The organism is Pseudoalteromonas sp. FUC4 (genome assembly GCF_008370255.1).
GTDB lineage: Bacteria > Pseudomonadota > Gammaproteobacteria > Enterobacterales > Alteromonadaceae > Pseudoalteromonas.
In genome coordinates, this window is sequence record NZ_SEUI01000001.1 from 976,509 (window position 1) to 999,976 (window position 23,468).

Sequence of the window (23,468 nt, forward strand, 5' to 3'; positions counted from 1 at the left end):
CCCTTCCAACTAAAAACTAATTATATATTAGTCTTTTTGTGCATTTGCGAAAGCAGCTGCCATTGCGTTTTCAAACACTGGCTCTTCTTTCTTAAGCTTCTCTAGTACTTCTTTCTCTTCTGCTTCGAAAAGAGCTTTTACAGATAAGCTTAAAGTGCGGTTCTTACGATCAACACCAACGTATTTAACTTCAATCTCGTCGCCTACAGAAACAACAGTAGTTGCATCTTCAACGCGTTCTTGAGCAATATCAGCTACACGGATGTAACCTTCAACGCCTTCGATAAGTTCAACAGTTGCGCCTTTCGCATCAACTTCAGTCACTTTACCTTTAACAATAGCACCTTTTTTGTTTGCATCAAGGTAGTTATTGAATGGGTCAGCTTCGATTTGCTTAACACCTAGAGAGATACGTTCACGCTCTGGGTCAACTTGCAATACGATAGCAGTGATTTCGTCGCCTTTCTTGAATTCACGTACAGCTTCTTCGCCAGGTGTATTCCAAGAAATGTCTGAAAGGTGTACAAGACCGTCAATACCACCGTCAAGACCGATAAAGATACCGAAGTCAGTGATTGATTTGATCTTACCAGTAACTTGATCGCCTTTGTTCTGTAGACGAGCAAATTCCTGCCAAGGATTAGCAATACATTGCTTAAGACCAAGAGAAATACGACGACGTTCTTCGTCAATTTCTAAAACCATAACTTCAACAGTGTCGCCAAGGCTTACAACTTTTGAAGGATGGATGTTCTTGTTAGTCCAATCCATTTCAGAAACGTGTACTAAACCTTCAACGCCTTCTTCGATTTCCACGAAACAGCCGTAATCTGTAAGGTTAGTAACACGACCAGAAAGTTTAGAACCTTCTGGGTAACGACCAGCGATAGCTGCCCATGGATCTTCACCAAGCTGTTTAAGGCCTAGAGATACACGAGTTTTATCTTTGTCGAATTTTAGAACTTTAACTGCGATTTCGTCGCCAACATTAACGATTTCTGAAGGGTGCTTAACACGCTTCCAAGCCATATCAGTAATGTGTAGTAGACCATCAACACCACCAAGGTCAACGAATGCACCGTAGTCAGTAAGGTTCTTAACGATACCTTTAACTTCTTGGCCTTCAACAAGGTTAGCAAGAAGCTCTTCACGTTCTTGTGAGTTTTCAGATTCGATAACTGCACGACGTGAAACAACAACGTTGTTACGTTTTTGGTCAAGCTTGATTACTTTAAATTCAAGCTCTTTGCCTTCAAGGTGAGTTGTGTCACGTACTGGACGAACATCAACAAGTGAACCAGGTAGGAAAGCACGGATTGAATCAACTTCAACTGTGAAACCGCCTTTAACTTTACCGTTGATAACACCAGTAACAGTCTCTTGCTCTTCACATGCTTTCTCAAGACGGATCCATGCTTCGTGACGCTTAGCTTTCTCACGAGAAAGGATAGTTTCACCGAAACCGTCTTCAATTGCATCTAGTGCAACATCTACTTCGTCGCCTACAGCAACTTCTAGTTCACCAGCAGCATTTTTGAACTGCTCTGCAGGGATAGCACTTTCTGATTTAAGACCAGCATCTACAAGTACAATGTTATTCTCGATAGAGATTACTGTACCTTTAACGATAGAGCCTTGCTCTGCTTCAAAACCCTTTAAGCTTTCTTCAAATAACTGCGCAAAATTTTCTGACATACGAATATACGTCTCATATATTAATACCAATAAGCAACCATGCTGCATGGGGTTGTTAAAATAGCACTGGCATCCTGCTGGCGCATAAAATGTGTTTAGCTTCGTTTAGGAAGCTTACCTTCAGAGATAGCAATATCCAATAAAGTTATTACCTTATCAAACACTTGCTGTGCATTAAAATCGCTAGTATCGATCTCAATAGCATCCTCTGCAGGTACAAGCGGAGCAACGGCACGATTCATATCGCGCTCGTCACGAGCTTGAATGTCCTGTAATAGACCACTTAGTGTAACATCAAGGCCGCGCGTATTCAACTCAACAAAGCGTCTACGAGCACGCTCTTCTGCACTTGCTGTTAAATATATTTTTAACGGCGCATCTTGAAAAACCACAGTGCCCATATCACGGCCATCGGCAATCAAGCCATTTTCAGTGCGAAATGCTCGCTGGCGACGTAATAGTGCTTCACGAACGCGAGGTAATGCTGCAACTTTTGATGCCGCAGCGCCTACTTCTTCATTACGAATAGTAGTGGTTACATCTTCGCCTTCTAAAATAACTTTTCCTGCATTAGTTTGGCTATCTACCAAAAACTGCACGTCTAAATTTGCAGCAAGCGGGACAAGCCCTTCTTCATTATCTAATGCAATTTGGTGATGAAGTGCAGCTAAAGATAAAACACGATAAATCGCACCGCTATCTAATACATCCCACCCTAACTTGTCGGCTAACAAGCGACAAACAGTTCCTTTACCTGAACCACTTGGGCCATCAACGGTGATCACGGGCATTAATAACGCCTGCATTTAAAACCTCCTGCAATGCACACCTAAATAAACCGCGACATTATACGTCAGTTATTAAAATATATCTGCTATTAGTGTGTAACTTTTGTAATTACTTCTAATTAGCTTATTCACTGACTGACGCTAAAACATTGAAAAATGTAGGAAATGTTTTATAGGTACACTTTGGATCATTAATTGTTATTGGCTTTCCACCAACAGCAACCATTGCAAAACACATGGCTATACGGTGATCGTCGTAAGTATCAACAGCAACATCATTAAATGTTTCAGGTGGGGTGATCTCTATAAAATCTTCACCTTCTACAACCTTTGCGCCTACTTTACGAAGCTCAGTTGCCATTGCATATAAACGGTCTGTCTCTTTTACTCGCCAGTTATAAATGTTACGAATGGCTGTTGGGCCTTTGGCAAAAAGAGCAACAGTTGCAAGAGTCATGGCTGCATCAGGAATTGCATTGGCATCAATATCCACGCCTTTTAATTCGCCTTTGCGAACAACTAAACGCTCATCATACCAATCAATTTTTGCGCCTACTTGCTCCATTACTTTGGCAAAGCCTATATCACCTTGCACCGACTTGGCACCCACGCCTTTAATTTCAATCTCACCACCAGCAATTGCAGCCGCAGCAACAAAATAAGACGCCGACGATGCATCGCCTTCAACCATTATGCGATCGAGTGATTGATACTGTTGACCACCTTTAACTTTAAAAGTTGCATAATCACTGTGCTCAACATTAACTCCAAAACGTGCCATTACATCAAGTGTAATATCAATATAAGGTTTAGAGACTAAAGTACCTTTAATAGTTATTGTTGTATCACCGTTAAATAATGGCGCAGCCATTAATAGAGCGGTTAAAAATTGACTTGAAATACTGCCGTCAATTTCAACCTCACCGCCTTTTATTTGGCCACCCACAATTTTAAGAGGTGGGTAGTCTTTGTGCTTTGTATAAGTAACATCACCGCCTAGTGCTTGTAGCGCGTCAACCAAATGCCCTATCGGACGCTCTTCCATACGTGGCTCGCCTATTAGCTCGTATTCACCAGCAACGGCAGCAAGTACTGCTGTTAAAGGTCTATAAGCAGTACCCGCATTACCTAAAAACAATGGCTCAGCCGGTGTATTAAACACACCACTAACACCCTCTACGGTGGCTACAGTGCGTTCATCATTTAAAGTTACATTTACACCTAATAACTTTAAAGCGCCCAGCATATGGCGTATATCGTCACTATCAAGTAAGTTTTCTACAACGGTAGTACCGCTTGCAAGTGCTGCTAATAATAAAATTCTGTTCGATAGACTCTTTGAACCTGGTAGGGTTACTGTGCCATTTACTCTAGAAATAGGTTCTAAACGAAGCTGCTCCATTAGATATGCTCCTTTGCAAAAGCAGCCATAAAGTCTACAAGTGCTTGAACACCCTCAAGAGGCATTGCGTTATAAATACTAGCGCGCATACCGCCCACTATTCTGTGACCTTCAAGAGCAAGTAACCCTGCATCTTTAGATTGAGCAACAAACTTATCATTTAAGCTTTCATCATTAAGCCAAAACGGAACATTCATACGTGAACGGCAATGTTTAGCTACTTTATTGGTATAAAAGCTCGATTCATCAATAAAGTCATAAAGTAGCTGCGCTTTAGCAATATTTTGAACTTCCATCGCTTTTACGCCACCATTACTTTCAAGCCATTGAAATACTTCAGCAGCTAAATACCAAGCAAATGTAGGAGGCGTGTTAAACATGCTGCCTTGTTTTGCTTCTAATGCGTAATCTAAAATGCCTGGTTTAGGTAAGCCTTCACGCTCAAGTAATGTTTTACGAACAATAACGATTGATATGCCCGACGGGCCGATATTTTTTTGCGCACCGGCATAAATTAAATCAAATTTATTAACGTCTATCTCGCGTGATAAAATAGTTGACGACATATCAGCAACGATCGGTGCAGTTGGGTGGCTCGGTACATCAAAAATCTCTAAGCCGTCAACCGTTTCGTTAGGGCAATAGTGAATGTAAGATGCATCTTCTGGTAACACCCAATCAGCAACCTGTTTAATAGAAAACTCGCCATTGGCATCATTACGCACATCAATAGAAGTTGCTTGAGTAAACTTGTTGGCCTCGTCCGTTGCACTTTTTGACCACACGCCGTTTTCGCAATAAACCGCAACTTTGCCTTCTTGGTGTAAATTTAATGGCACAGCACTAAACTGACCACGACCACCACCATGCATAAACAGCACTTCAAATTCATCACTGATACTCATTAGACGACGAAGGCTGGCTTCACATTTAGCTGTAAGGGCTAAAAACTCTTTACTACGATGGCTTATTTCCATCACAGACACACCTAAATCTTGCCAATCTAGAAACTCTTTTTGTGCTTTTTTCATAACCGCTTGCGGAAGCATAGCTGGCCCCGCACAAAAATTATATTTACTCATTACCTTTGCCTCATTCCAGTAATTTAACTACTAAGCATGAACGCTCAATACCCACCCACTAAACCTTTGAGTTTTAATGAATGAATATAACTTCACACCCTATTAATTTTTTTCAACAACATTAAAAAAAGCGGCCAAGGCCGCTTTTTCAATATCAATTATTCTGAAGGAGGATTATCATCCGCTACTTCATCAATAACCGTATCTACAGTTTCAACGTCTTCAATATCAATCAAGTCACTTTCTGTAACTTCAATCTCTTCTATACGTTGTAAACCAACTACTTGCTCTTCGTCAATAGTTCTGATCAAAATAACACCTTGGGTGTTACGTCCAACCGTAGAAACTTCATTAACGCGAGTACGTACTAAGGTACCACGATTTGAAATAATCATGATTTCGTCGTTGTCATCAACTTGTACAGCACCAACAACAGCACCGTTACGTTCACTCACCTTAATTGATACAACACCTTGGGTTGCACGACTCTTAGATGGGTAATCTTCAAGCTGTGTACGCTTACCGTAACCATTTTCAGTTACCGTTAAAATAGCACCGTCAGTTTTTGGAACAATTAACGAAACAACGCGTTGCTCATCGGCCATTTTAATACCACGAACACCTGTAGCAGTACGACCCATTGGGCGAACACCTTTGAAACGAATCTCAGGGTTACCTTCTTCGTCTAATACTGGGTTACCATTTTCATCAACAACGGTTGTTTCTTCAGCTTCTTTAAAGCGTACAACTTTACCTGCATCAGTGAACAACATAATTTCGTTGCTACCATCGGTAATATCAACACCAATCAAGCTATCGCCATCATTTAAGTTAACAGCAATAATACCGCTTGCACGTTGACGACTGTAAGCCGTTAATGGTGTTTTCTTAACTGTACCAAATGCAGTTGCCATAAAGATGTATTTATCTTCAGCGTAATCACGCACTGGCAGTATTGCAGTAATACGTTCGTCAGCTTCAAGTGGTAACAAGTTAACAATTGGCTTACCGCGCGCTGCACGACTTGCTAGTGGTAACTGATACACTTTAAGCCAATATAAACGACCGGCCGTAGAGAAACATAAAATAGTATCATGTGTATTTGCAACTAACAGACGCTCGATGAAATCTTCATCTTTCATCTTCGTTGCTGACTTACCTTTACCACCACGACGCTGTGCTTCGTAATCAGACAATGCCTGATACTTCACATAACCTTCGTGAGAAAGCGTTACTACTACGTTTTCTTCAGTAATTAAGTCTTCAAGGCTGATATCGTGAGCAGCTGCATTAATTTCAGTGCGACGCTCATCACCATATTGTTCTTTAATTTCAACTAGCTCGTCACGAATAACTTCCATTAAACGCTCAGGAGTTGCCAAAATATGAAGTAGTTCAGCAATCAACTCTAATAACGCTTGGTATTCAGTTAAGATTTTTTCGTGTTCAAGACCAGTCAACTTGTGTAAACGTAAATCTAATATTGCTTGAGCTTGCTGCTCAGAAATATAATATTGACCATCACGAATACCTAAATCGGCAGCTAACCAATCAGGACGAGCTACATTATCTTCACCTGCTTTTTCAAGCATGCCCTGTACATTACCTAATTCCCATGGACGTGCTGTTAAAGCAATTTTAGCTTCAGCAGGTGTAGGAGATTTACGAATAAGCTCGATAATTGGGTCAATGTTTGCAAGTGCAATCGCTAAGCCTTCTAGCGTATGAGCACGGTCGCGAGCTTTGCGTAAATCAAATACGGTACGACGAGTTACTACTTCACGGCGGTGAATAATAAACTCTTCAAGCATTTCTTTTAAGTTAAAACACTTAGGTTGGTTATTAATTAACGCAACCATATTCATACCAAACACAGTTTGTAACTGAGTTTGAGAATATAAGTTATTTAAAATAACTTCGCCTACGTCACCACGTTTAATCTCAATAACGATACGCATACCGTCTTTATCTGATTCATCACGTAGCGCGCTAATACCTTCAATTTTCTTATCTTTAACTAGCTCAGCAATTTTTTCAATTAGGCGAGCTTTGTTAACTTGATAGGGAATTTCATGAACGATGATTGTTTCACGGCCTGTTTTTTCATCGGTTTCGATGTCGGCGCGTGCACGCATATACACTTTACCACGGCCAGTTAAGTAGGCTTGTTCGATGCCCTTCTTACCGTTGATAATTGCAGCCGTTGGGAAATCAGGACCAGGGATATAATCCATTAACTCTAAAATAGTTAAATCCGGATTTTGAATAAGTGCCAAACACCCGTTCACAACTTCAGTTAAATTATGTGGTGGGATGTTTGTAGCCATACCTACCGCAATACCTGACGAACCATTCACTAATAAATTAGGAATTTTCGTTGGTAAAACATCAGGGATGAACTCAGTGCCATCGTAGTTAGGAACGAAATCAACCGTTTCTTTTTCAAGATCGGCTAATAACTCATGCGACATTTTAGCCATACGTACTTCTGTATAACGCATTGCCGCTGCTGAATCACCATCAACCGAACCGAAGTTACCTTGGCCATCTACAAGCATGTAACGCAGTGAGAATGGCTGAGCCATACGAACTATTGTGTCGTAAACTGCACTATCGCCGTGTGGGTGGTATTTACCGATTACGTCACCGACCACACGGGCCGATTTTTTGTAAGGCTTGTTCCAGTCATTACTAAGCTCGTTCATTGCAAACAAAACGCGGCGGTGAACAGGTTTTAAGCCGTCACGTACGTCTGGTAATGCACGTCCTACTATTACGCTCATTGCGTAATCTAAGTAAGAGTTTTTTAACTCGTCTTCAATATTGACTGGCAGAATTTCATTGGCGAGATCAGTCATTTGATATCACATTCCTTCAGTATCAGCTCTCAACAACCCGGTATTGGGTATTAAGAGTATTGTTATTATTTCTAACAGCCATGCTATCACAATTAATTTTAATTTACAGGCGCAAAACTTTGCGATTTATCAATTTAGCCCTATATAATGGCCTCAGATTGACGAGGAAGTATTTTATGACCGAACATCAAAATGTAGATCACGAAGAAATAGCAAAATTTGAAGCCATCGCCGAGCGTTGGTGGGACCTAGACGGAGAATTCAAACCTCTTCACGAAATTAACCCGTTACGTTTAGACTTTATAGCAAACAAAACGCAAGGCTTATTCGATAAAGAAACACTCGATGTTGGCTGTGGTGGCGGTATTTTAAGCCAAAGCATGGCGCGTATGGGTGCAAAAGTAACTGGCATCGATATGGGTCAAGAGCCTTTGACTGTTGCTAAGTTGCACAGTTTAGAAACTGGCGTAAATGTAGATTATATAAAAGTGCCTGCAGAAGAGTTTGCATCGCAACATCCAGAAAGGTTCGATGTAATAACCTGTATGGAAATGCTTGAACACGTTCCCGACCCAGCATCTATCATTCATGCTGTAGCTGCACTTGCAAAACCAGGTGCAGACGTGTTTTTTTCAACGCTTAACAAAACGCCTAAAGCATATTTATACGCCATTGTTGGCGCTGAAAAACTTTTAAAAATGGTGCCTGAAGGTACACACGACCATAAAAAGTTTATAAAACCTGCACAACTTATTGCATGGGCAGAGCAAGCGGGTTTAAAAGTTCGTGCAAGTACAGGGCTTTCTTATAATCCACTATCAAAGCAATATACGCTCAATAGTGACGTTAGCGTAAATTACATACTTTATTTTGAGAAGTTAGCTTAATGGCTAACTCTCAAGCCCCCCACCCCTTTATAGAGTACGATGCATTTTTATTTGATTTAGACGGCACTCTACTCGACACCGCTGATGATTTAGGCGCCGCTTTAAATGCAGTCCTTATTAGAAATAAAATCAAACCTGTTAGTAGTGATGTATACCGCCCTGCAGCATCTAACGGCGCAGGTGCGTTATTAGAGGCTGGTTTTAAAGAGTTATGGGAAGCACAACCCCAAAGCGAGCTTATTAAGCAATTAGTTGACGAATACGCTGCAAACATAGCAAATCACACACATTGTTTCAGCGGTGTTGAATCGTTGCTTATTGCCCTTGATCAAAAAAAGATCAAATGGGGGATCATGACTAACAAACCTGGGTTTTTAACCGTTCCTTTAGTGGCAGCAATTCTCGCATTAAAAAATGCCAATGTAGTAATAAGTGGCGATACCTTGGCTGAGGCCAAACCATCACCGCTACCATTACTACATTGTGCCAAGCTTATGGCAGTAAAACCAAACCGTTGTTTATATATTGGTGATGCCGAACGTGACATACAAGCTGGTAAAGCGGCAGGTATGCACACTGCAACGGCACTTTGGGGTTACATACCTAGTATTGATGAAGCCTACAGCTGGAATGCTGATTTTAACTGGCAAAGTCCAATTGATGGTTTTAACCATATATAGTGTTATGTTAATTAATAAACACTATATATTGTGATTGTGTTAGTTTTCACTCAAAGCTTGCTGATAAAAAAAGCAGTCAAAATTTATTTTTAAAATGCGTAAATTTAGCAGATCATTAGTTGATTTTTGCATATTTCAACTTAAATGATTGTTCGAAGGTGAGTGTCTACTAACACAAATGCGTTATCCCAAAGTTATCCACAAATAGGGGCAATTATGTCCCTTGCAAAACAACTCAGACCACACTATCTTGTGATCTCTAAATTGAACAACACCAGATATTGTGGCCAAATGTTATTCAATTAAATTCGCCAATACGGTGAAACTTATAATAAATGAGTATGTACCTTGCTATTGCGAGGTATAAAGCATTGGTCAAAATACATAATCCCCAAGGAATACAGGCAAATGAACCAACAGTTATCTGTAAGCAAGCGTGACGGACGTAAAGAGCCTCTTGATCTGGATAAGATCCATCGCGTTATTGAATGGGCCGCCGAAGGTTTAAAAAACGTATCGGTTTCGCAAGTTGAATTAAAATCACACATTCAGTTTTACGACGGTATTCGTACTAAAGATATTCACGAAACCATTATTAAAGCAGCTGCAGATCAGATTTCAAAAGAATCGCCTGATTACCAGTACTTAGCGGCACGTTTAGCTGTGTTCCATTTACGTAAAAAAGCCTATGGCCAATTTGAGCCACCACGTTTATTTGACCACGTAACAAAAATGGTTGAAGACAAACGCTACGACGCTCATTTACTTGTAGATTACACAGAGCAAGAGCTTGACGAGCTAGATGCATACCTAGATCATTCTCGCGATCTTAATTTTAGCTACGCAGCAGTAAAACAGCTTGAAGGTAAATACCTAGTTCAAAACCGTGTATCGGGCGAGATTTACGAAAGTGCACAGTTTTTATATATTTTAGTAGCGGCGAGCTTATTTTCTGACTACCCACGTGAAACACGCGTTTCTTACATCAAACGTTTTTACGATGCCGTATCAATGTTCAAAATATCATTGCCTACGCCTATCATGGCTGGTGTACGTACGCCTACTCGCCAGTTTAGCTCATGTGTATTAATTGAGTGTGGCGATAGCCTTGATTCAATCAATGCTACATCGTCTGCAATCGTTAAATACGTTTCACAACGTGCCGGAATCGGTATTAACGCAGGTCGAATTCGTGCGCTAGGTAGTCACATTCGTAACGGCGAAGCGTACCACACAGGTTGTATTCCTTTTTATAAGCATTTTCAAACAGCTGTTAAAAGTTGTTCGCAAGGTGGTGTACGCGGCGGTGCAGCAACATTGTTCTACCCGCTTTGGCACTTAGAAGTAGAAAACCTGCTTGTGCTTAAAAACAACCGTGGTGTAGATGACAACCGTGTTCGCCATTTAGATTACGGCGTACAGTTTAACAAATTAATGTACTCTCGTTTAATTAAAGACGATTACATTACGTTATTCAGCCCATCAGATGTACCTGGTCTTTACGATGCATTTTTTGAAGATCAAGACGAATTTGACGCGTTATACATTAAATATGAGCAAGACGAATCTATTCGTAAAAAACGTATTAAAGCGGTTGAGCTTTTCTCAATGTTTGCACAAGAGCGCGCAAGCACTGGTCGTATTTACTTACAAAATGTGGATCACTGTAATACGCACAGCCCGTTTATTTCTAAAGTGGCGCCAATTCGCCAATCTAACTTATGTTTAGAAATTGCATTGCCAACTAAGCCACTAAACAACGTAAACGACGAAGAAGGCGAAATTGCCCTTTGTACACTGTCTGCGTTTAACTTAGGTGCCATTGAGTCACTAGATGAGCTTGAAGAACTAGCTGAGCTTGCAGTACGCGCACTTGATAACTTACTTGATTTCCAAGACTACCCAGTACCGGCTGCACGTAATGCTACTATGGGTCGTCGTACGTTAGGAATAGGTGTAATCAACTACGCATACTACTTAGCTAAAAACGGTAAGCGTTACTCAGATGGCAGCGCAAATGCACTAACTCACAAAACATTTGAAGCTATTCAATATTACTTAATGAAAGCGTCTAATGAGCTTGCTAAAGAGCGTGGTGCATGTCCTAAGTTTAACGAAACAACGTATTCTCAAGGTATTATGCCAACAGATACGTACAAACGTGACCTAGACAAAATATGTGATGAACCTCTTCACCTGGATTGGGATTCATTACGTGCGAGTATTCAAGAGCACGGTATGCGTAACTCAACACTAAGTGCGTTAATGCCTTCAGAAACATCGTCACAAATTTCTAACGCAACTAACGGTATTGAGCCACCACGTGGTCACATTAGCGTAAAAGCAAGTAAAGACGGTATTTTGAAGCAAGTAGTACCTGAGTACGAACGTTTGAAAGATAATTACGAGCTATTGTGGGACATCCCATCAAACGATGGTTACTTGCAACTTGTAGGCATAATGCAAAAATTTATTGACCAAACTATCTCGGCCAATACTAATTATGATCCAAACAAATTCGAAGGTGGTAAAGTACCTATGAAAGTCTTATTAAAAGACTTACTAGGCGCCTACAAATTAGGTGTTAAAACCTTGTACTACCATAATACACGCGATGGTGCATCTGATGCACAAGACGACACGCCAGAAGTCGAAGATGACGATTGTGCAGGCGGCGCGTGTAAAATATAGTTGCTGATTTTAATTTTAAGCGGGCATTTAGCCCGCTTTGTTCTGATAGTTTTTTGAGTGATAAACATGTCTTATACTACTTTTAGCCGAAACCATAATAACCAAATGCAAGAGCCAATGTTTTTTGGCCAAACTGTAAACGTATCTCGTTACGACCAACAAAAATACCCAATTTTTGAAAAGTTAATTGAAAAGCAACTGTCTTTCTTTTGGCGTCCTGAGGAAGTAGATGTAAGTAAAGACCGTTTAGACTTTCAAGCATTGCCAGATCACGAAAAGCACATATTTTTAAGTAACTTAAAATATCAAACATTGCTTGATAGCGTACAAGGTCGTTCACCTAACGTTGCCCTACTTCCTATTGTATCGTTACCAGAGCTTGAAACATGGATAGAAACATGGGCATTTAGTGAAACAATTCACAGCCGCTCATACACGCATATTATTCGTAATGTGACGCAAGCCCCTGAACTTATTTTTGATGACATAGTTAGCAACGATAAAATCAGCGAACGTGCCGATGCGGTAACCACCTACTACGATGATTTAATTAATTCTGTATCGCTTTACAATCTATACGGCGAAGGCAAACACGAAATTAACGGCAAAACAGTGATCGTTAATTTGTTCGAACTTAAAAAGAAACTTTACCTTGCCATGATGTCGGTAAATATTCTTGAAGCCATTCGTTTTTATGTAAGCTTTGCGTGTTCGTTTGCGTTTGCTGAGCGTGAATTAATGGAAGGTAACGCTAAAATTATTAAGCTTATTGCTCGTGATGAAGCACTTCATCTTTCAGGTACTCAGCATATTTTAAATATTATGCAAGATGGTAAAGACGACCCAGAAATGGCAATTGTTGCAGCGCAGTGCCGCGACGAAGCTATTAAAATGTTTGTAGAGGCCGCAGAGCAAGAAAAAGAATGGGCAGAATACCTATTTAAAGACGGTTCTATGATTGGTCTAAACAAGCATATTTTATGTCAATACGTTGAGTACATTACTAACGCACGTATGACCGCTATTGGTTTACCAGCACAGTTTGAAAATAACAGTAACCCTATCCCGTGGATAAACTCGTGGTTAGTGTCTGATAACGTGCAAGTAGCACCACAAGAAGCTGAAATTAGCTCATACCTTGTTGGTCAAATCGACTCGCAAGTAGATGCATCTGAATTTGGTGACTTTGATTTATAATGAGTGACAAGTCTACTGCAAGCATAACGCTTGCAGAAAACAGCCAGTGTATAGAGTTTAATACTGGCTGCCCTTCTCTTTTACACTGCTTAGAATCCATGAAAATAGACGTCGCATTCCAATGCCGTGAAGGTTACTGCGGCGCCTGTAGGGCAACGTTAGTTTCAGGCAGTGTGGAGTATAACGAAGAGCCACTGGCGTTTGTGCGCGAAGGCGAAATACTCCTGTGCTGCTGCAAGCCTAACGGTGACATAAGCATAAGTTTAAAATAATTCATGAACAAAATAAAAAGCCGATAATAAATTATCGGCTTTGTTATTTATAAATCAACGACCCAGGGAGATTGTTGTTTTATCATATTATTTTTCTTTTAAGTAAACGGTTTTCTTTTCTAGATATTGCTCTAAACCAAACTTACCGTCTTCACCGCCAAAGCCACTTTGTTTCCAGCCGTTATGAAAACCTTGATGCTGCTCACCCATACCACGGTTAATATATACCTCACCCACTTCTAATTCGTTAATGGCTTTATTAATATCAAAAAAGTTTTGAGTGAATATATATGCGCTTAAGCCATAAATACTGTCGTTACAGTACTGTATTGCTTGGTCCATATCTTTAACTTTTACAATAGGGAGTACTGGACCAAAAGTTTCTTCGTGCACTGCAATGTTATCTTGCTTAACGTCTACAAGTAACGTGGGTTCGTACCAACAACCACCTTCAAAACCCTCAACAAAAGCAACTTTACCACCAGTGGCGACAGAAGCGCCTTGTTGAATACTTTGTTGAACTATGTGATCAATGTTGTCTATTTCGCGTTGATTACATTTAGGACCCATTTGCGTATCTGGGTTCATTGGATCCCCAACACGAAGTGCTTTTACAGCTGGTATAAATTTAGCCATAAACGCATCGTACACAGACTCTTGAACATATAAACGCTCAACACAAGTACATACTTGGCCACAGTTAGCAAAGCGTCCCCAAAGTGCGCCTTCAACCGCTTGATCAAGATCGGCATCGGCCATTACAACCATTGGTGCTTTACCACCAAGTTCAAGCATTACAGGAGTCATATATTCTGCGCTAGTTTTATAAATTTGCTTACCTGCAGCAGTAGAGCCTGTCATGGTGATCATTTTAGTTATTGGACTTTCACACAATGCTTGCCCAACAACAGAGCCTGAGCCATTTATCACGTTTAACACACCTGCTGGAATGCCTGCATCGTTTGCTAAACGGCCAAGCTCGGTAGTTGCTAAAGGCGTTTCTTGGGTTGGTTTTAGTACAATAGAGTTACCTGTAATTAACGCAGGTCCAATTTTACGACCAGCCAATGCCAGCGGAAAATTCCACGCAGTAATACCAACAACTACGCCACGTGGCACTTTATGAATGTATATTTTTTCGTTATCATTGTCTGAAGGTAAAATATCGCCTTCAATTGTTAACGCATGGTCGCATGCGTAATCTATAAATGTAGCGGTTACATCCACTTCCATCTCAGCAACTGATAACAATTTGCCTTGCTCTGCCACCAGCATTGGTGCAAGCGTATTTTTGTTTTCACGAATTTTATTAGCAAATTCACGCAATATGTTTTGGCGTGTGCGAGCTGCCAATTTAGCCCACTTTTTCTGCCCTACATTCGCTGATTCAAGTGCATACTGCGCATCTTCTATACAGCCTTTTGGTATTTCACCAATTTTTTTACCTGTAGATGGGCTTAATATTTCAATCGTGCCACTTGCTTTAGACGAAACATATTCGCCATTTATAAAATTTACATTATTATGGAAGTTCATCGAACTATCTCCCCATCCATCCGCCATCAACCAATAAAATAGCGCCATTTACATAACTAGCCGCTTCAGATGCTAAAAATACAGCAGGCCCTTTAAAGTCATCAGGATTTCCCCATCGACCTTGTGGAATACGCGCTAAGATGGCTGCATTACGCTCTTTGTCATTGCGTAATGCCTCAGTGTTATCGGTATCAATGTAACCTGGCGCAATCGCATTTACATTAATGCCTTTGCCAGCCCATTCATTAGAAAGCGCCATAACCAATTGGCCAATTGCGCCTTTACTCGCTGCATAACCTGGTACTGTAATGCCACCTTGAAAGGTGAGCAAAGAAGCTGTGAAAATAACTTTACCCTCGCCATGCTCTATCATTTGTTTGCCTATTTCGCGGCTTAAAATAAATTGAGCATTTAAGTTAACTTCAATCACTTTATCCCATAAATCATCGCCATGCTCAGCCGCAGGAGCACGAAGGATTGTACCTGCATTATTGACTAAAATATCAATTTTAGGAAAATCACTTTTAACATCATTAATAAAAGAATAAAGCGCATCACGATCGCTAAAATCACATTGATAGGCTTTAAAGTTTCGGCCAAGGGCTTTAACTTCTTTTTCTACTTCTGAGCCTTCAAGCTCTAAGCTTGCAGACACACCAATAATATCAGCGCCAGCCTGTGCTAAACCTAGTGCAATACCTTTACCAATACCGCGCTTACAACCTGTAACAAGGGCTACTTTGCCTTCTAAGCTAAATTTTTCTAACATATTATTCATTTTAATACCTTTATAATTTTTATTATTGTGGATTACATTCAACAAGCGCTTTCATACCTTCTGGATTTCCATCCATACTCGCAAATGCACTACCAATATCAGTTAACGAACTAACCGAACTAATAAAAGGTTTAAGATCTATTTGGCCCGATGAAATTAACTCTATTGCCCAATCAAAATCTGCCGCTTCGTATACACGCGCCCCTAACAACTCTAGCTCTTTCCAAAAAAACTGAAATAAGTCTATTTCTGGTTTTGCACTATGAATAGCAACCATTACAATACGACCACGTCGCCCAGCTATTTGTGTCATAGCCTCAATTGCAGGTTTAACGCCAGATACTTCAAAAACTACGTCTGCGCCTTTTGTTTGTGTCCAGCTATCTACATAGGCAGCTAAATCTTCTTCAATGGGATTAACCGATTTAACGCCGAGCTCATCGGCAAAAGCACGGCGGCTTTCGTTAGGCTCAGACACGAGTACTTCTGCACCAACACTTTTAGCAACCGCAGCAACTAATTGCCCAATTGGCCCGCCACCAAGCACAACAACTTTCTCTCCCGCTTGTAAGCGCGAGCGTCGTACATCATGGCACGCAACCGATAACGGCTCTATTAATGCGCCTTGTTTTAAGTCAACACCTGCTGGTAATTTATGTAAAGTACGTGCTTTAACTGTCCAGCTTGACTGAAAAGCACCTGGCGTATCTATTCCCATAAACTTTAAGTTTTGACAAATATGCGTATGGCCTGCATTACACGTAGGACAATCGCCACACCAATCTAATGGCCGTACTACCACGTTTTCGCCTACAGCAAAGCCTTCAACACCTTCACCTATTTCTGCAACAACACCTGATATTTCATGGCCAATTGTTTGCGGAATAGATACACGTTGATCCATTACGCCGTGATATATGTGCATATCTGTACCACAAATTCCAACGTAACCAACACTTAGCCTAACTTCGCCTGCTTGAGGCTTAACTGATGTGCCTTCAACAACATTAAATGACTTATTACCTATGTATTGTGCAGCTTGCATATTTTTTATACCTTCAATAATGTTTAATTAAATACTGGCCCAGTAATGCATCATTAAAAACAACGCCGATACCAGGAATATAAAAATGTATTTGCATACCTTTATATGTTTATTGTTAACAATTTACACCTAGATAAGTTGTATGTAAAGCCACTATCAAAATTTAATGTAACTTTAGAGCACAAAAGCCAATACGTTAAAAAGCATTAAGAATAGTTACTAAAATTTACTTGTATGTTTTAACAATAGCCCACATTGTTAACAATTAACCCAATGTAAAGAGGGACAATAATGATTAAAAACAATAAATCTGCGCTTAGCGTAGTGATTATCAGCGCTCTAAACTAAGCGGGATGCAGTCAAAACATATAAACACACACGCCCAGTAGTAAAACAAATAACAACGTAGTCTTTTCTGACGTATCTGAACAAGCAGGTTTAATAACACAAAAAATTGGAAGTATGGCGGCCCTACCATTGCAGATATAAACAGTGATGGTTATTATGACCTACTACTAACAAATCACGACACCACTCCTATTCGGTTGTTTATGGCAAATGGCGATAACACATACACACTACAAGATGATATTTTTCCACGCGAAGATCTTCATGGGATGTCTGCCGGTGATTACGACAACGATGGCGATCTCAACGTACTTATTGCCTAGGCGGCGGAAATGGCATCAAGCCTCAACCACAACGATTACTTAAAAACAATAATGGCAAATTTTAAGATAATACGGTTGAATTTCCATCCAGTAATGTTTTAAGTGTAGTAGTACAGTAATGTTTTAAGTGTAGTGGTACAGTAATGTTCGACCGCAACATACTTTCCCTTGATGAGTCCGATCATTGTTGTAGTAATCCATCCATTCATCCAGATCTTTTTGTAGCTCTTCTATAAGCGTATAGCTAACGATTGAACGAACACCACTACCTGAAAAAAACACGCCTAATTTACGAAGCTCATTGCTACTTCTATGATGGCCGTGAGCAGGATAGTCAACTGCATATTTAATGACGGCTTGCTATGCTTCTTCGTCAACGCGATTCTTTATATTTGGTGTACGGCGGTTCTTTCCGATTAATGCATCGATACCCATCATTAACGAGTTCTTGATAACGATAAAATGTATCTCGTGATACGCCCATGACTTTACAGGCTCTTGATACATTGCCTAGTTCTTCAGCAAAGTTAAGTAAACCAACTTTGTGTTTTATGATTGGGTTGTTAGTATGCAACATGAGAGTTACCTTTTTGTTTGTTTTGATTTAAAGATTCGACACCTTTATCAAAACGGGTAACTCTCACTTTTTCAAGTTGAATTGTAAGATATTATCTGAACTAATACATATAAGTTAACTTAATATATTTTTGCCTTTATTCTCTTGTTGATGAATAGTTACTGGCCATCCTGGAAACTGATTACTTACTTTACCATCGGCTATATCTATTAAAAACTTATATGCTTCCATTGTGTATGTCAGCTTTTCAGAATCAAATGTAATAAAGCCAAAACCACTCCCTTTCTCATGTGCTTTCACATAGCGGTTATTTGATTTTCCAACCTCTGGATTACCAACCGCATAGACATAAATCTTATTACCGAAGGTATCATTGTACTCGCCTGTTTCAGCAAGCCCATGTGCAGGGCGATTTTGATAAGGCATCTTCATAGAATCAGGCTTCCACCACCTTGGCCAACCGGCAGAAATAGCTGGTGTACAAAAAGCCCAATTGCTATCCCTTTGCTGATTTACGCCATATTGTGATAAAGAGCCTAAATGGGTATCACCACAAATATGTAACGCCATAGAGTCACGCATTGCATCAATTGCACGGTTACGTGCAGAGGCAGGCCAGCCACTTGAATCAAAATCATACTTCAAGAAACGATCAGGTAAGGGCTGATGAGTAGAAATAGCTGCAAATACAGTTTGGCTTAATACCGCTTTTAATTTATGTCCACGCCAATCATTACCCCATTTCACAAGAAAGTTCTCTTGGCGGTTTCCTAACAGGTCTAAGCCAGGAGGATTAAATATTGGATTATAATAAAGCGGATCTTCATCTTGCCCTGTTTCTCCAACCGCAACATTAATACGTTCTGGACCACTTTTCCACTGCCTATCGGCAAGTATGGCAAAACCAACACCGCCGTATAACATCGTCCCGTAGTACGAGCTAATACCATTGGTTGGTGTTGGGTCATAAGGATCTGGGTGATGGTTTAGAGTCGTTCTATGTACCATATTAATCACACGTGCAGAATCAATGTAACCACCTAAAACACTTGCTGAAGGATCTTTCGAAATGTTTTCCATCCTTGCACCACCTTCACCCCACAAATTACCTTGGAGTACATCATGATCATCGGGTAAACAAATTGTCGGCTGATTCCGCATTACCTCTTTGAAAGCCCAACCAAACTGATAGAATTTTCGTAAATAATTTAAAATAGCTAAATTATCTGGGGTACGAATTACACCAAACCCACCATGGGTTTCATAAATTTGGTCACCAGAAAAGAACACCAAATCAGGATTTAGTTTTTCGACATTTTGAGCAACAGGTTGGTACGGAAAGCCATAATCATTTTGGCACGTGAGCGCGGCCATTCGTAATTTTTCACTCGCTGGGTTAGCTTTTATAACTCCTGAATATATATCTGGGGTTTGTGTACCATCAGTGTGTTTTTCACGATATATAACACGAAAAGGCGTATCGCGTGTTTCATCCCAATTGGCTATACGAAATGTCGCCAACCAGCCATCATGGTCTATGACTTGCGAATCGATAGCGACCCACTGATTATCACGTTGTACTTGCAGTTCTAATTGTTGATTATCCTGCTCACCTATTGGCCCTGTGTATGCACTCAATTTCATCACAAAGCCTTCATTTGTCAATGTATCGCTTAATGAATACATGGTCCAAAGTATTGGACCAAACGCCTGTTCATCTATTACTGAAAAAGCTTCACCTTGCATAGTCCAATTACTAAATTTATAACGTGCGCCCAATTTATCTTCAGGTGCATTTTCATATGTAACGGATGGAATCGAGAAATTACTAACCAAAGCCACATTACCCAATAATTCAGAGGCAGCTGTCAAATGAGTGAGAGTACCTATAATTTTTCCAGACAAGGTTAAGCTAGCTGTTAACTTTAAAGCCATGGCACCTGATTGCGGAGCCCCTGTCAGTGTTAAAGTAATATCTTGATTCCCTACAGGAACCATTAAAGGAACTGTATTATTCCCTAACACCAAATTATTATTTTTAATGCCTAGGTCGTACCCCTGTTGAACAAAACAATTACTACGGTATTCATTGAGTTCACTTTTCGCACCAAGACGAATCCCTGCGCCACCATCGTTACTGTTTTGCTCTAAACGAGATACTTGCACCGACATTGTAAAAGGTTGATCAAGATGCGCTATTTGGTGGGTAAGCGAATGAACACTACGATTACCACCTCTATTAATACATTCAGCAGACCCGTTAACAACTCGCCAATCCTCCATTGGATTAGCCCAATATTGTTTACCGAGCCAAACTCTATCATGCGTTTTGTGCCAATTATCGCGATGAGACTTCGTACCTCGGGTAACTGTTGAAGTCATAGCACCTAAATGACTAGTACAACCAGAAATTCCTGTAGCAGCAACACCAGCTGCTAGCATTTTGAGGACTGAACGACGAGATATGTTTTTATTCATAATTTTAATCTCACTTATTGAATATTGTTAACAGTAAACAAACAATATCTCTTTTCTAAATAAATATCAGCATTTGTTTTGAAAAAAGTTTAAGAAATTTTATCTACTCGTTCAAATTAAAGAAGAACTAGTTAACTTTAATCTAGTTGCCATAAAATAAACTATTGATTTATAAGTATAATACCCCACTACGTAGATAAGCGATCCCTATTAGCAGCGTTAGGTGTATCATAAGATCTCGACCGATAATATGATCAAATATCTTCCATCAAGCCTCAATATTTAGAGAAATTTTAATACTTATAACAGATATAAAAAGGTTGCTATGTAATAACAAAAAACTGTAACCTGAACACATTGTCAACAATTAACACAATTTACTATTCATTATGGCATTTCTAAATAACTATAAAATAAATACACGAATCTTAGCTATAGCGCTTATTGCCTCATTAAAAAAAGGCCTATGTCAGATTATAATCTGCGCATCTATTCAGCCCAGCAGCAAGCTGGTAAGTCAGCTTGGTCAATACTTTCGCGCAGCCTTTAGCAAGCACCACTCGAAGTAACCAACAATGTCGATAACTTATCTGACATTGTTGAAAACTTAGAAAGCTATATTAATGAGTTCACTTTGGTTAAGCCCAAAACCAACACCTTATAAGGACCTTTTTCTATGAGTAATACACTATTTAAACTAAGTACTATCTCTATTGCGCTTTCTATTACAGCCTGCAGTACTCAAAATACAAGTACGCAAGCCCAACCTAAAATTAAGTTCGAGGATGTCTCTGTCGAAGTGGGTTTAACAACTGATAAAAACTGGAAATACGGTGGTCCTACTATTTCAGATCTAGATAATGATGGACATTATGATTTATTATTGACGAATCATGACTCAACTCCCATACGTTTATTTTTGGCTAATGGTGATAATACATATACATTACAGCCTGATATTTATCCTCGAGTTGACCTACATGGTATGGCCAGTGGTGATTACGATAACGATGGTGACAACGATATTTTAATTGCGTTAGGTGGTGGCAATGGGCAAACACCACAGCCTCAAAGGCTTCTTCGTAATGATAATGGCAAATTTACAGATGTTACTGTCGAATCAGGATTATCAAAAATGGGTGCTCGAGGTCGCTCAGTGCGCTGGATTGATTTAGATAACGATGGCGACCTTGATTTTATGCAAGTCAATGCTGCCAAGCAGGTGAACGAAGACACACCTCGAAATATATTGTTCGAAAACCAGGGTAATGGACAATTTATTTATCACCCTTCACAAAAATTTGAAAACTTACACGCTGAGAGGGTGTTATTAAGCGATTATAATAACGATGGCATTCTAGATATATTTGGCTTCAACGGCCACAGTGAGTTAATTATTTACAAAGGTAATAACGATTTCACCTTTACCAATGTAACTGAAGATGTATTAGCCGATAACTCAAAAAACTACTTTGGTACGCTAGCAATGGCACAAGCCGACATTGATAACGATGGTGATATGGATTATTACCTTGCTCGCGGCAAGTTACACTATGCTATTGCTAACAATAGTATCTCATTTAATGACCACTCTAAACGGTTAGATATTCGTGATGAAGGTAATAAAAGTCACGACGGCATTACATTGATTGCAGAAGAGAATATAATTCTTAGCGATTTTTATCATTTCCCACGCGCTAAATTACTCAATCATATGCCTGTTTATCTAGGTGCAAACAAAGAGCTGATCGAAACCCCCGATAATAATGCCCAAATCACACAAAACCGTGCCCAAGGCTTTCCTGTAAAGATTGATAAAACAGGTTGGTATATTGGTTATATAGGTAATGGCCAGTGGCGTGTTGAGTGGATGCTTGCAGATAATCTTGCTTGGGATGTACGCGCCTCATTTAAAAACATTACCTCTTATAAAAGCAACTGGGAGCCACAAAACTTAGCCTTACCAGATGTACTGTTACGTAATGACAATGGCAAACTTGTAGATATTTCAGCGCAGCTTCCAGTCGCTACCAATTCGAATAACTGGGGTGTGGTACCTGGAGATTTTAACAACGATACCAAAATGGATTTTATGGTGTATAGGTTTGGTGAATTAAAAGAGCGCATTGCCGATGTTTTACTCGTTAACCAAGGTGACTATTCATTTACGCCTGAGCTTACTCACAATGCGACTAGCGAATTAGGCCAGGACTCGCACGGAGATATGGGTGCTGCTTTTGACTATAATCAAGATGGTAAGCTCGATTTGCTCAGTGGTGATGATGACAATGGTAAATGGCATTTATATGAAAATAATACCTTATTAGCTGATAGTCATTACTTATTGGTGCGAGTCGGCTACTCAAGGTCTGGGATTGATCCACTCGGAGCAAAAATTCAACTAACAACTGACTCAGCATCGCAACTCCAAGTTATAGGCTCACACAGCGCATCGCACTCTCAAAGTTTACTCAATATAGCTCATTTTGGTTTAGCTAAAGCTAAAAAAGTCACTTCAGTGATCGTAACTTGGCGCGATGGTAGCCAACAAAGAGTAGATAACATTAACGCAGATATGCTAATTAAAGTTGGCCAATTTTAGGACGTCTTTATTTTAGCCACTGTATATCAATAAAAGGCCTGTAAATACCTAAGTATTTGCAGGCCTTTTCACTCGTTCATTGTTTCTCATATCACTCCTTTCATTTATTGTTTATTTTTCATTTTTATCTTTGTTCAATCAAGTTTAGACCAATTGATTAAAAGGTACTTTGCTTTGTAAGGCAGCTCTATCAGGCAAATACAAACAAGATAACTGTCATACGGGCCTA

At 39.9% G+C, this 23,468-nt stretch carries 16 protein-coding genes and 1 pseudogene; 7 read left to right on the plus strand and 10 right to left on the minus strand.

The window, feature by feature from the left end:
- Positions 1-27: 27 nt before the first annotated feature.
- The 5 genes from rpsA to gyrA all read right to left on the minus strand — a co-directional run bounded on the left by rpsA (position 28) and on the right by gyrA (position 7,825).
- Positions 28-1,695 (minus strand): 30S ribosomal protein S1, encoded by a 1,668-nt coding sequence (gene rpsA / locus EU510_RS04415; protein WP_002961176.1) that lies wholly within the window; start codon positions 1,693-1,695, stop codon positions 28-30.
- A gap of 95 nt (positions 1,696-1,790) precedes the next feature.
- Positions 1,791-2,501, minus strand: coding sequence for a (d)CMP kinase (cmk, locus tag EU510_RS04420; protein WP_149592425.1), 711 nt, complete (start codon positions 2,499-2,501; stop codon positions 1,791-1,793).
- 106 nt (positions 2,502-2,607) lie between these two features.
- Positions 2,608-3,885, minus strand: coding sequence for a 3-phosphoshikimate 1-carboxyvinyltransferase (gene aroA, locus EU510_RS04425; RefSeq protein WP_149592426.1), 1,278 nt, complete (start codon positions 3,883-3,885; stop codon positions 2,608-2,610).
- Complete coding sequence (gene serC, locus EU510_RS04430) at positions 3,885-4,967, minus strand: 3-phosphoserine/phosphohydroxythreonine transaminase (protein ID WP_149592427.1); 1,083 nt, start codon at positions 4,965-4,967, stop codon at positions 3,885-3,887. Before serC ends, aroA begins: the two co-directional genes overlap by 1 nt.
- 158 nt (positions 4,968-5,125) lie before the next feature.
- Positions 5,126-7,825 (minus strand): DNA topoisomerase (ATP-hydrolyzing) subunit A, encoded by a 2,700-nt coding sequence (gyrA, locus tag EU510_RS04435; protein WP_149592428.1) that lies wholly within the window; start codon positions 7,823-7,825, stop codon positions 5,126-5,128.
- 176 nt (positions 7,826-8,001) lie between these two features.
- Between gyrA and ubiG the strand changes: the two genes are divergently transcribed.
- From ubiG to yfaE, 5 genes are all read left to right on the plus strand, one after another.
- Positions 8,002-8,712 carry a bifunctional 2-polyprenyl-6-hydroxyphenol methylase/3-demethylubiquinol 3-O-methyltransferase UbiG gene (gene ubiG / locus EU510_RS04440; protein ID WP_149592429.1) on the plus strand — a complete coding sequence of 237 codons (711 nt, stop codon included), beginning with the start codon at positions 8,002-8,004 and terminating at the stop codon, positions 8,710-8,712.
- A complete protein-coding gene (locus EU510_RS04445) occupies positions 8,712-9,392 on the plus strand; it encodes an HAD-IA family hydrolase (protein WP_149592430.1) in 681 nt (226 codons plus the stop codon). Before ubiG ends, EU510_RS04445 begins: the two co-directional genes overlap by 1 nt.
- Before the next feature lie 408 nt (positions 9,393-9,800).
- Positions 9,801-12,083 carry a class 1a ribonucleoside-diphosphate reductase subunit alpha gene (nrdA, locus tag EU510_RS04450; RefSeq protein ID WP_149592431.1) on the plus strand — a complete coding sequence of 761 codons (2,283 nt, stop codon included), beginning with the start codon at positions 9,801-9,803 and terminating at the stop codon, positions 12,081-12,083.
- A 66-nt stretch (positions 12,084-12,149) separates the two neighbouring features.
- Entirely contained in the window at positions 12,150-13,280 is a 1,131-nt protein-coding gene (gene nrdB / locus EU510_RS04455) for a class Ia ribonucleoside-diphosphate reductase subunit beta (RefSeq protein ID WP_149592432.1), read from the plus strand.
- Positions 13,280-13,552 (plus strand): class I ribonucleotide reductase maintenance protein YfaE, encoded by a 273-nt coding sequence (gene yfaE / locus EU510_RS04460; protein ID WP_149592433.1) that lies wholly within the window; start codon positions 13,280-13,282, stop codon positions 13,550-13,552. The genes nrdB and yfaE overlap by 1 nt, the downstream gene beginning before the upstream one ends.
- Positions 13,553-13,639: 87 nt before the next feature.
- Here the strand turns inward: yfaE and aldA are convergent, their stop codons facing one another.
- The 3 genes from aldA to EU510_RS04475 are packed head-to-tail and all read right to left on the minus strand — an operon-like array spanning position 13,640 to position 16,911.
- Complete coding sequence (aldA, locus tag EU510_RS04465; RefSeq protein ID WP_149592434.1) at positions 13,640-15,088, minus strand: aldehyde dehydrogenase; 1,449 nt, start codon at positions 15,086-15,088, stop codon at positions 13,640-13,642.
- A gap of 4 nt (positions 15,089-15,092) precedes the next feature.
- The gene (locus EU510_RS04470) at positions 15,093-15,857 is read right to left on the minus strand and encodes a 2,5-didehydro-3-deoxy-L-galactonate 5-reductase (RefSeq protein WP_149592692.1); all 765 of its coding nucleotides are present in this window, start codon (positions 15,855-15,857) and stop codon (positions 15,093-15,095) included.
- A gap of 31 nt (positions 15,858-15,888) precedes the next feature.
- Positions 15,889-16,911 carry a zinc-dependent alcohol dehydrogenase gene (locus EU510_RS04475; RefSeq protein ID WP_149592435.1) on the minus strand — a complete coding sequence of 341 codons (1,023 nt, stop codon included), beginning with the start codon at positions 16,909-16,911 and terminating at the stop codon, positions 15,889-15,891.
- Between the two features lie 539 nt (positions 16,912-17,450).
- On the opposite strand from EU510_RS04475, the gene EU510_RS20005 reads away from it, so the two are divergent.
- A complete protein-coding gene (locus EU510_RS20005) occupies positions 17,451-17,582 on the plus strand; it encodes a hypothetical protein (protein WP_262501193.1) in 132 nt (43 codons plus the stop codon).
- Between the two features lie 210 nt (positions 17,583-17,792).
- On the opposite strand, the pseudogene EU510_RS04485 reads toward EU510_RS20005, so the two are convergent.
- Positions 17,793-18,159 (minus strand): annotated as a pseudogene (locus tag EU510_RS04485) (helix-turn-helix domain-containing protein); the annotation flags it as partial.
- A 114-nt stretch (positions 18,160-18,273) separates the two neighbouring features.
- Positions 18,274-20,637, minus strand: a complete 2,364-nt coding sequence (locus EU510_RS04490) for an alkaline phosphatase D family protein (RefSeq protein WP_149592436.1) — start codon at positions 20,635-20,637, stop codon at positions 18,274-18,276.
- 676 nt (positions 20,638-21,313) lie between these two features.
- Between EU510_RS04490 and EU510_RS04495 the strand changes: the two genes are divergently transcribed.
- Positions 21,314-23,239: a CRTAC1 family protein gene (locus EU510_RS04495; RefSeq protein ID WP_149592437.1), complete on the plus strand. Its 1,926-nt coding sequence runs from the start codon at positions 21,314-21,316 to the stop codon at positions 23,237-23,239.
- Positions 23,240-23,468: the final 229 nt, after the last annotated feature.

Coding starts and splice junctions, on each gene's coding strand:
- EU510_RS04490 (WP_149592436.1), bottom strand. CDS start 20,637: ATGAATAAAAACATATCTCGTCGTTCAGTCCTCAAAATGCTAGCAGCT.
- rpsA (WP_002961176.1), bottom strand. CDS start 1,695: ATGTCAGAAAATTTTGCGCAGTTATTTGAAGAAAGCTTAAAGGGTTTT.
- gyrA (WP_149592428.1), bottom strand. CDS start 7,825: ATGACTGATCTCGCCAATGAAATTCTGCCAGTCAATATTGAAGACGAG.
- aroA (WP_149592426.1), bottom strand. CDS start 3,885: ATGGAGCAGCTTCGTTTAGAACCTATTTCTAGAGTAAATGGCACAGTA.
- nrdB (WP_149592432.1), top strand. CDS start 12,150: ATGTCTTATACTACTTTTAGCCGAAACCATAATAACCAAATGCAAGAG.
- EU510_RS04475 (WP_149592435.1), bottom strand. CDS start 16,911: ATGCAAGCTGCACAATACATAGGTAATAAGTCATTTAATGTTGTTGAA.
- yfaE (WP_149592433.1), top strand. CDS start 13,280: ATGAGTGACAAGTCTACTGCAAGCATAACGCTTGCAGAAAACAGCCAG.
- EU510_RS04445 (WP_149592430.1), top strand. CDS start 8,712: ATGGCTAACTCTCAAGCCCCCCACCCCTTTATAGAGTACGATGCATTT.
- EU510_RS04495 (WP_149592437.1), top strand. CDS start 21,314: ATGAGTAATACACTATTTAAACTAAGTACTATCTCTATTGCGCTTTCT.
- ubiG (WP_149592429.1), top strand. CDS start 8,002: ATGACCGAACATCAAAATGTAGATCACGAAGAAATAGCAAAATTTGAA.
- aldA (WP_149592434.1), bottom strand. CDS start 15,088: ATGAACTTCCATAATAATGTAAATTTTATAAATGGCGAATATGTTTCG.
- EU510_RS04470 (WP_149592692.1), bottom strand. CDS start 15,857: ATGTTAGAAAAATTTAGCTTAGAAGGCAAAGTAGCCCTTGTTACAGGT.
- cmk (WP_149592425.1), bottom strand. CDS start 2,501: ATGCAGGCGTTATTAATGCCCGTGATCACCGTTGATGGCCCAAGTGGT.
- nrdA (WP_149592431.1), top strand. CDS start 9,801: ATGAACCAACAGTTATCTGTAAGCAAGCGTGACGGACGTAAAGAGCCT.
- serC (WP_149592427.1), bottom strand. CDS start 4,967: ATGAGTAAATATAATTTTTGTGCGGGGCCAGCTATGCTTCCGCAAGCG.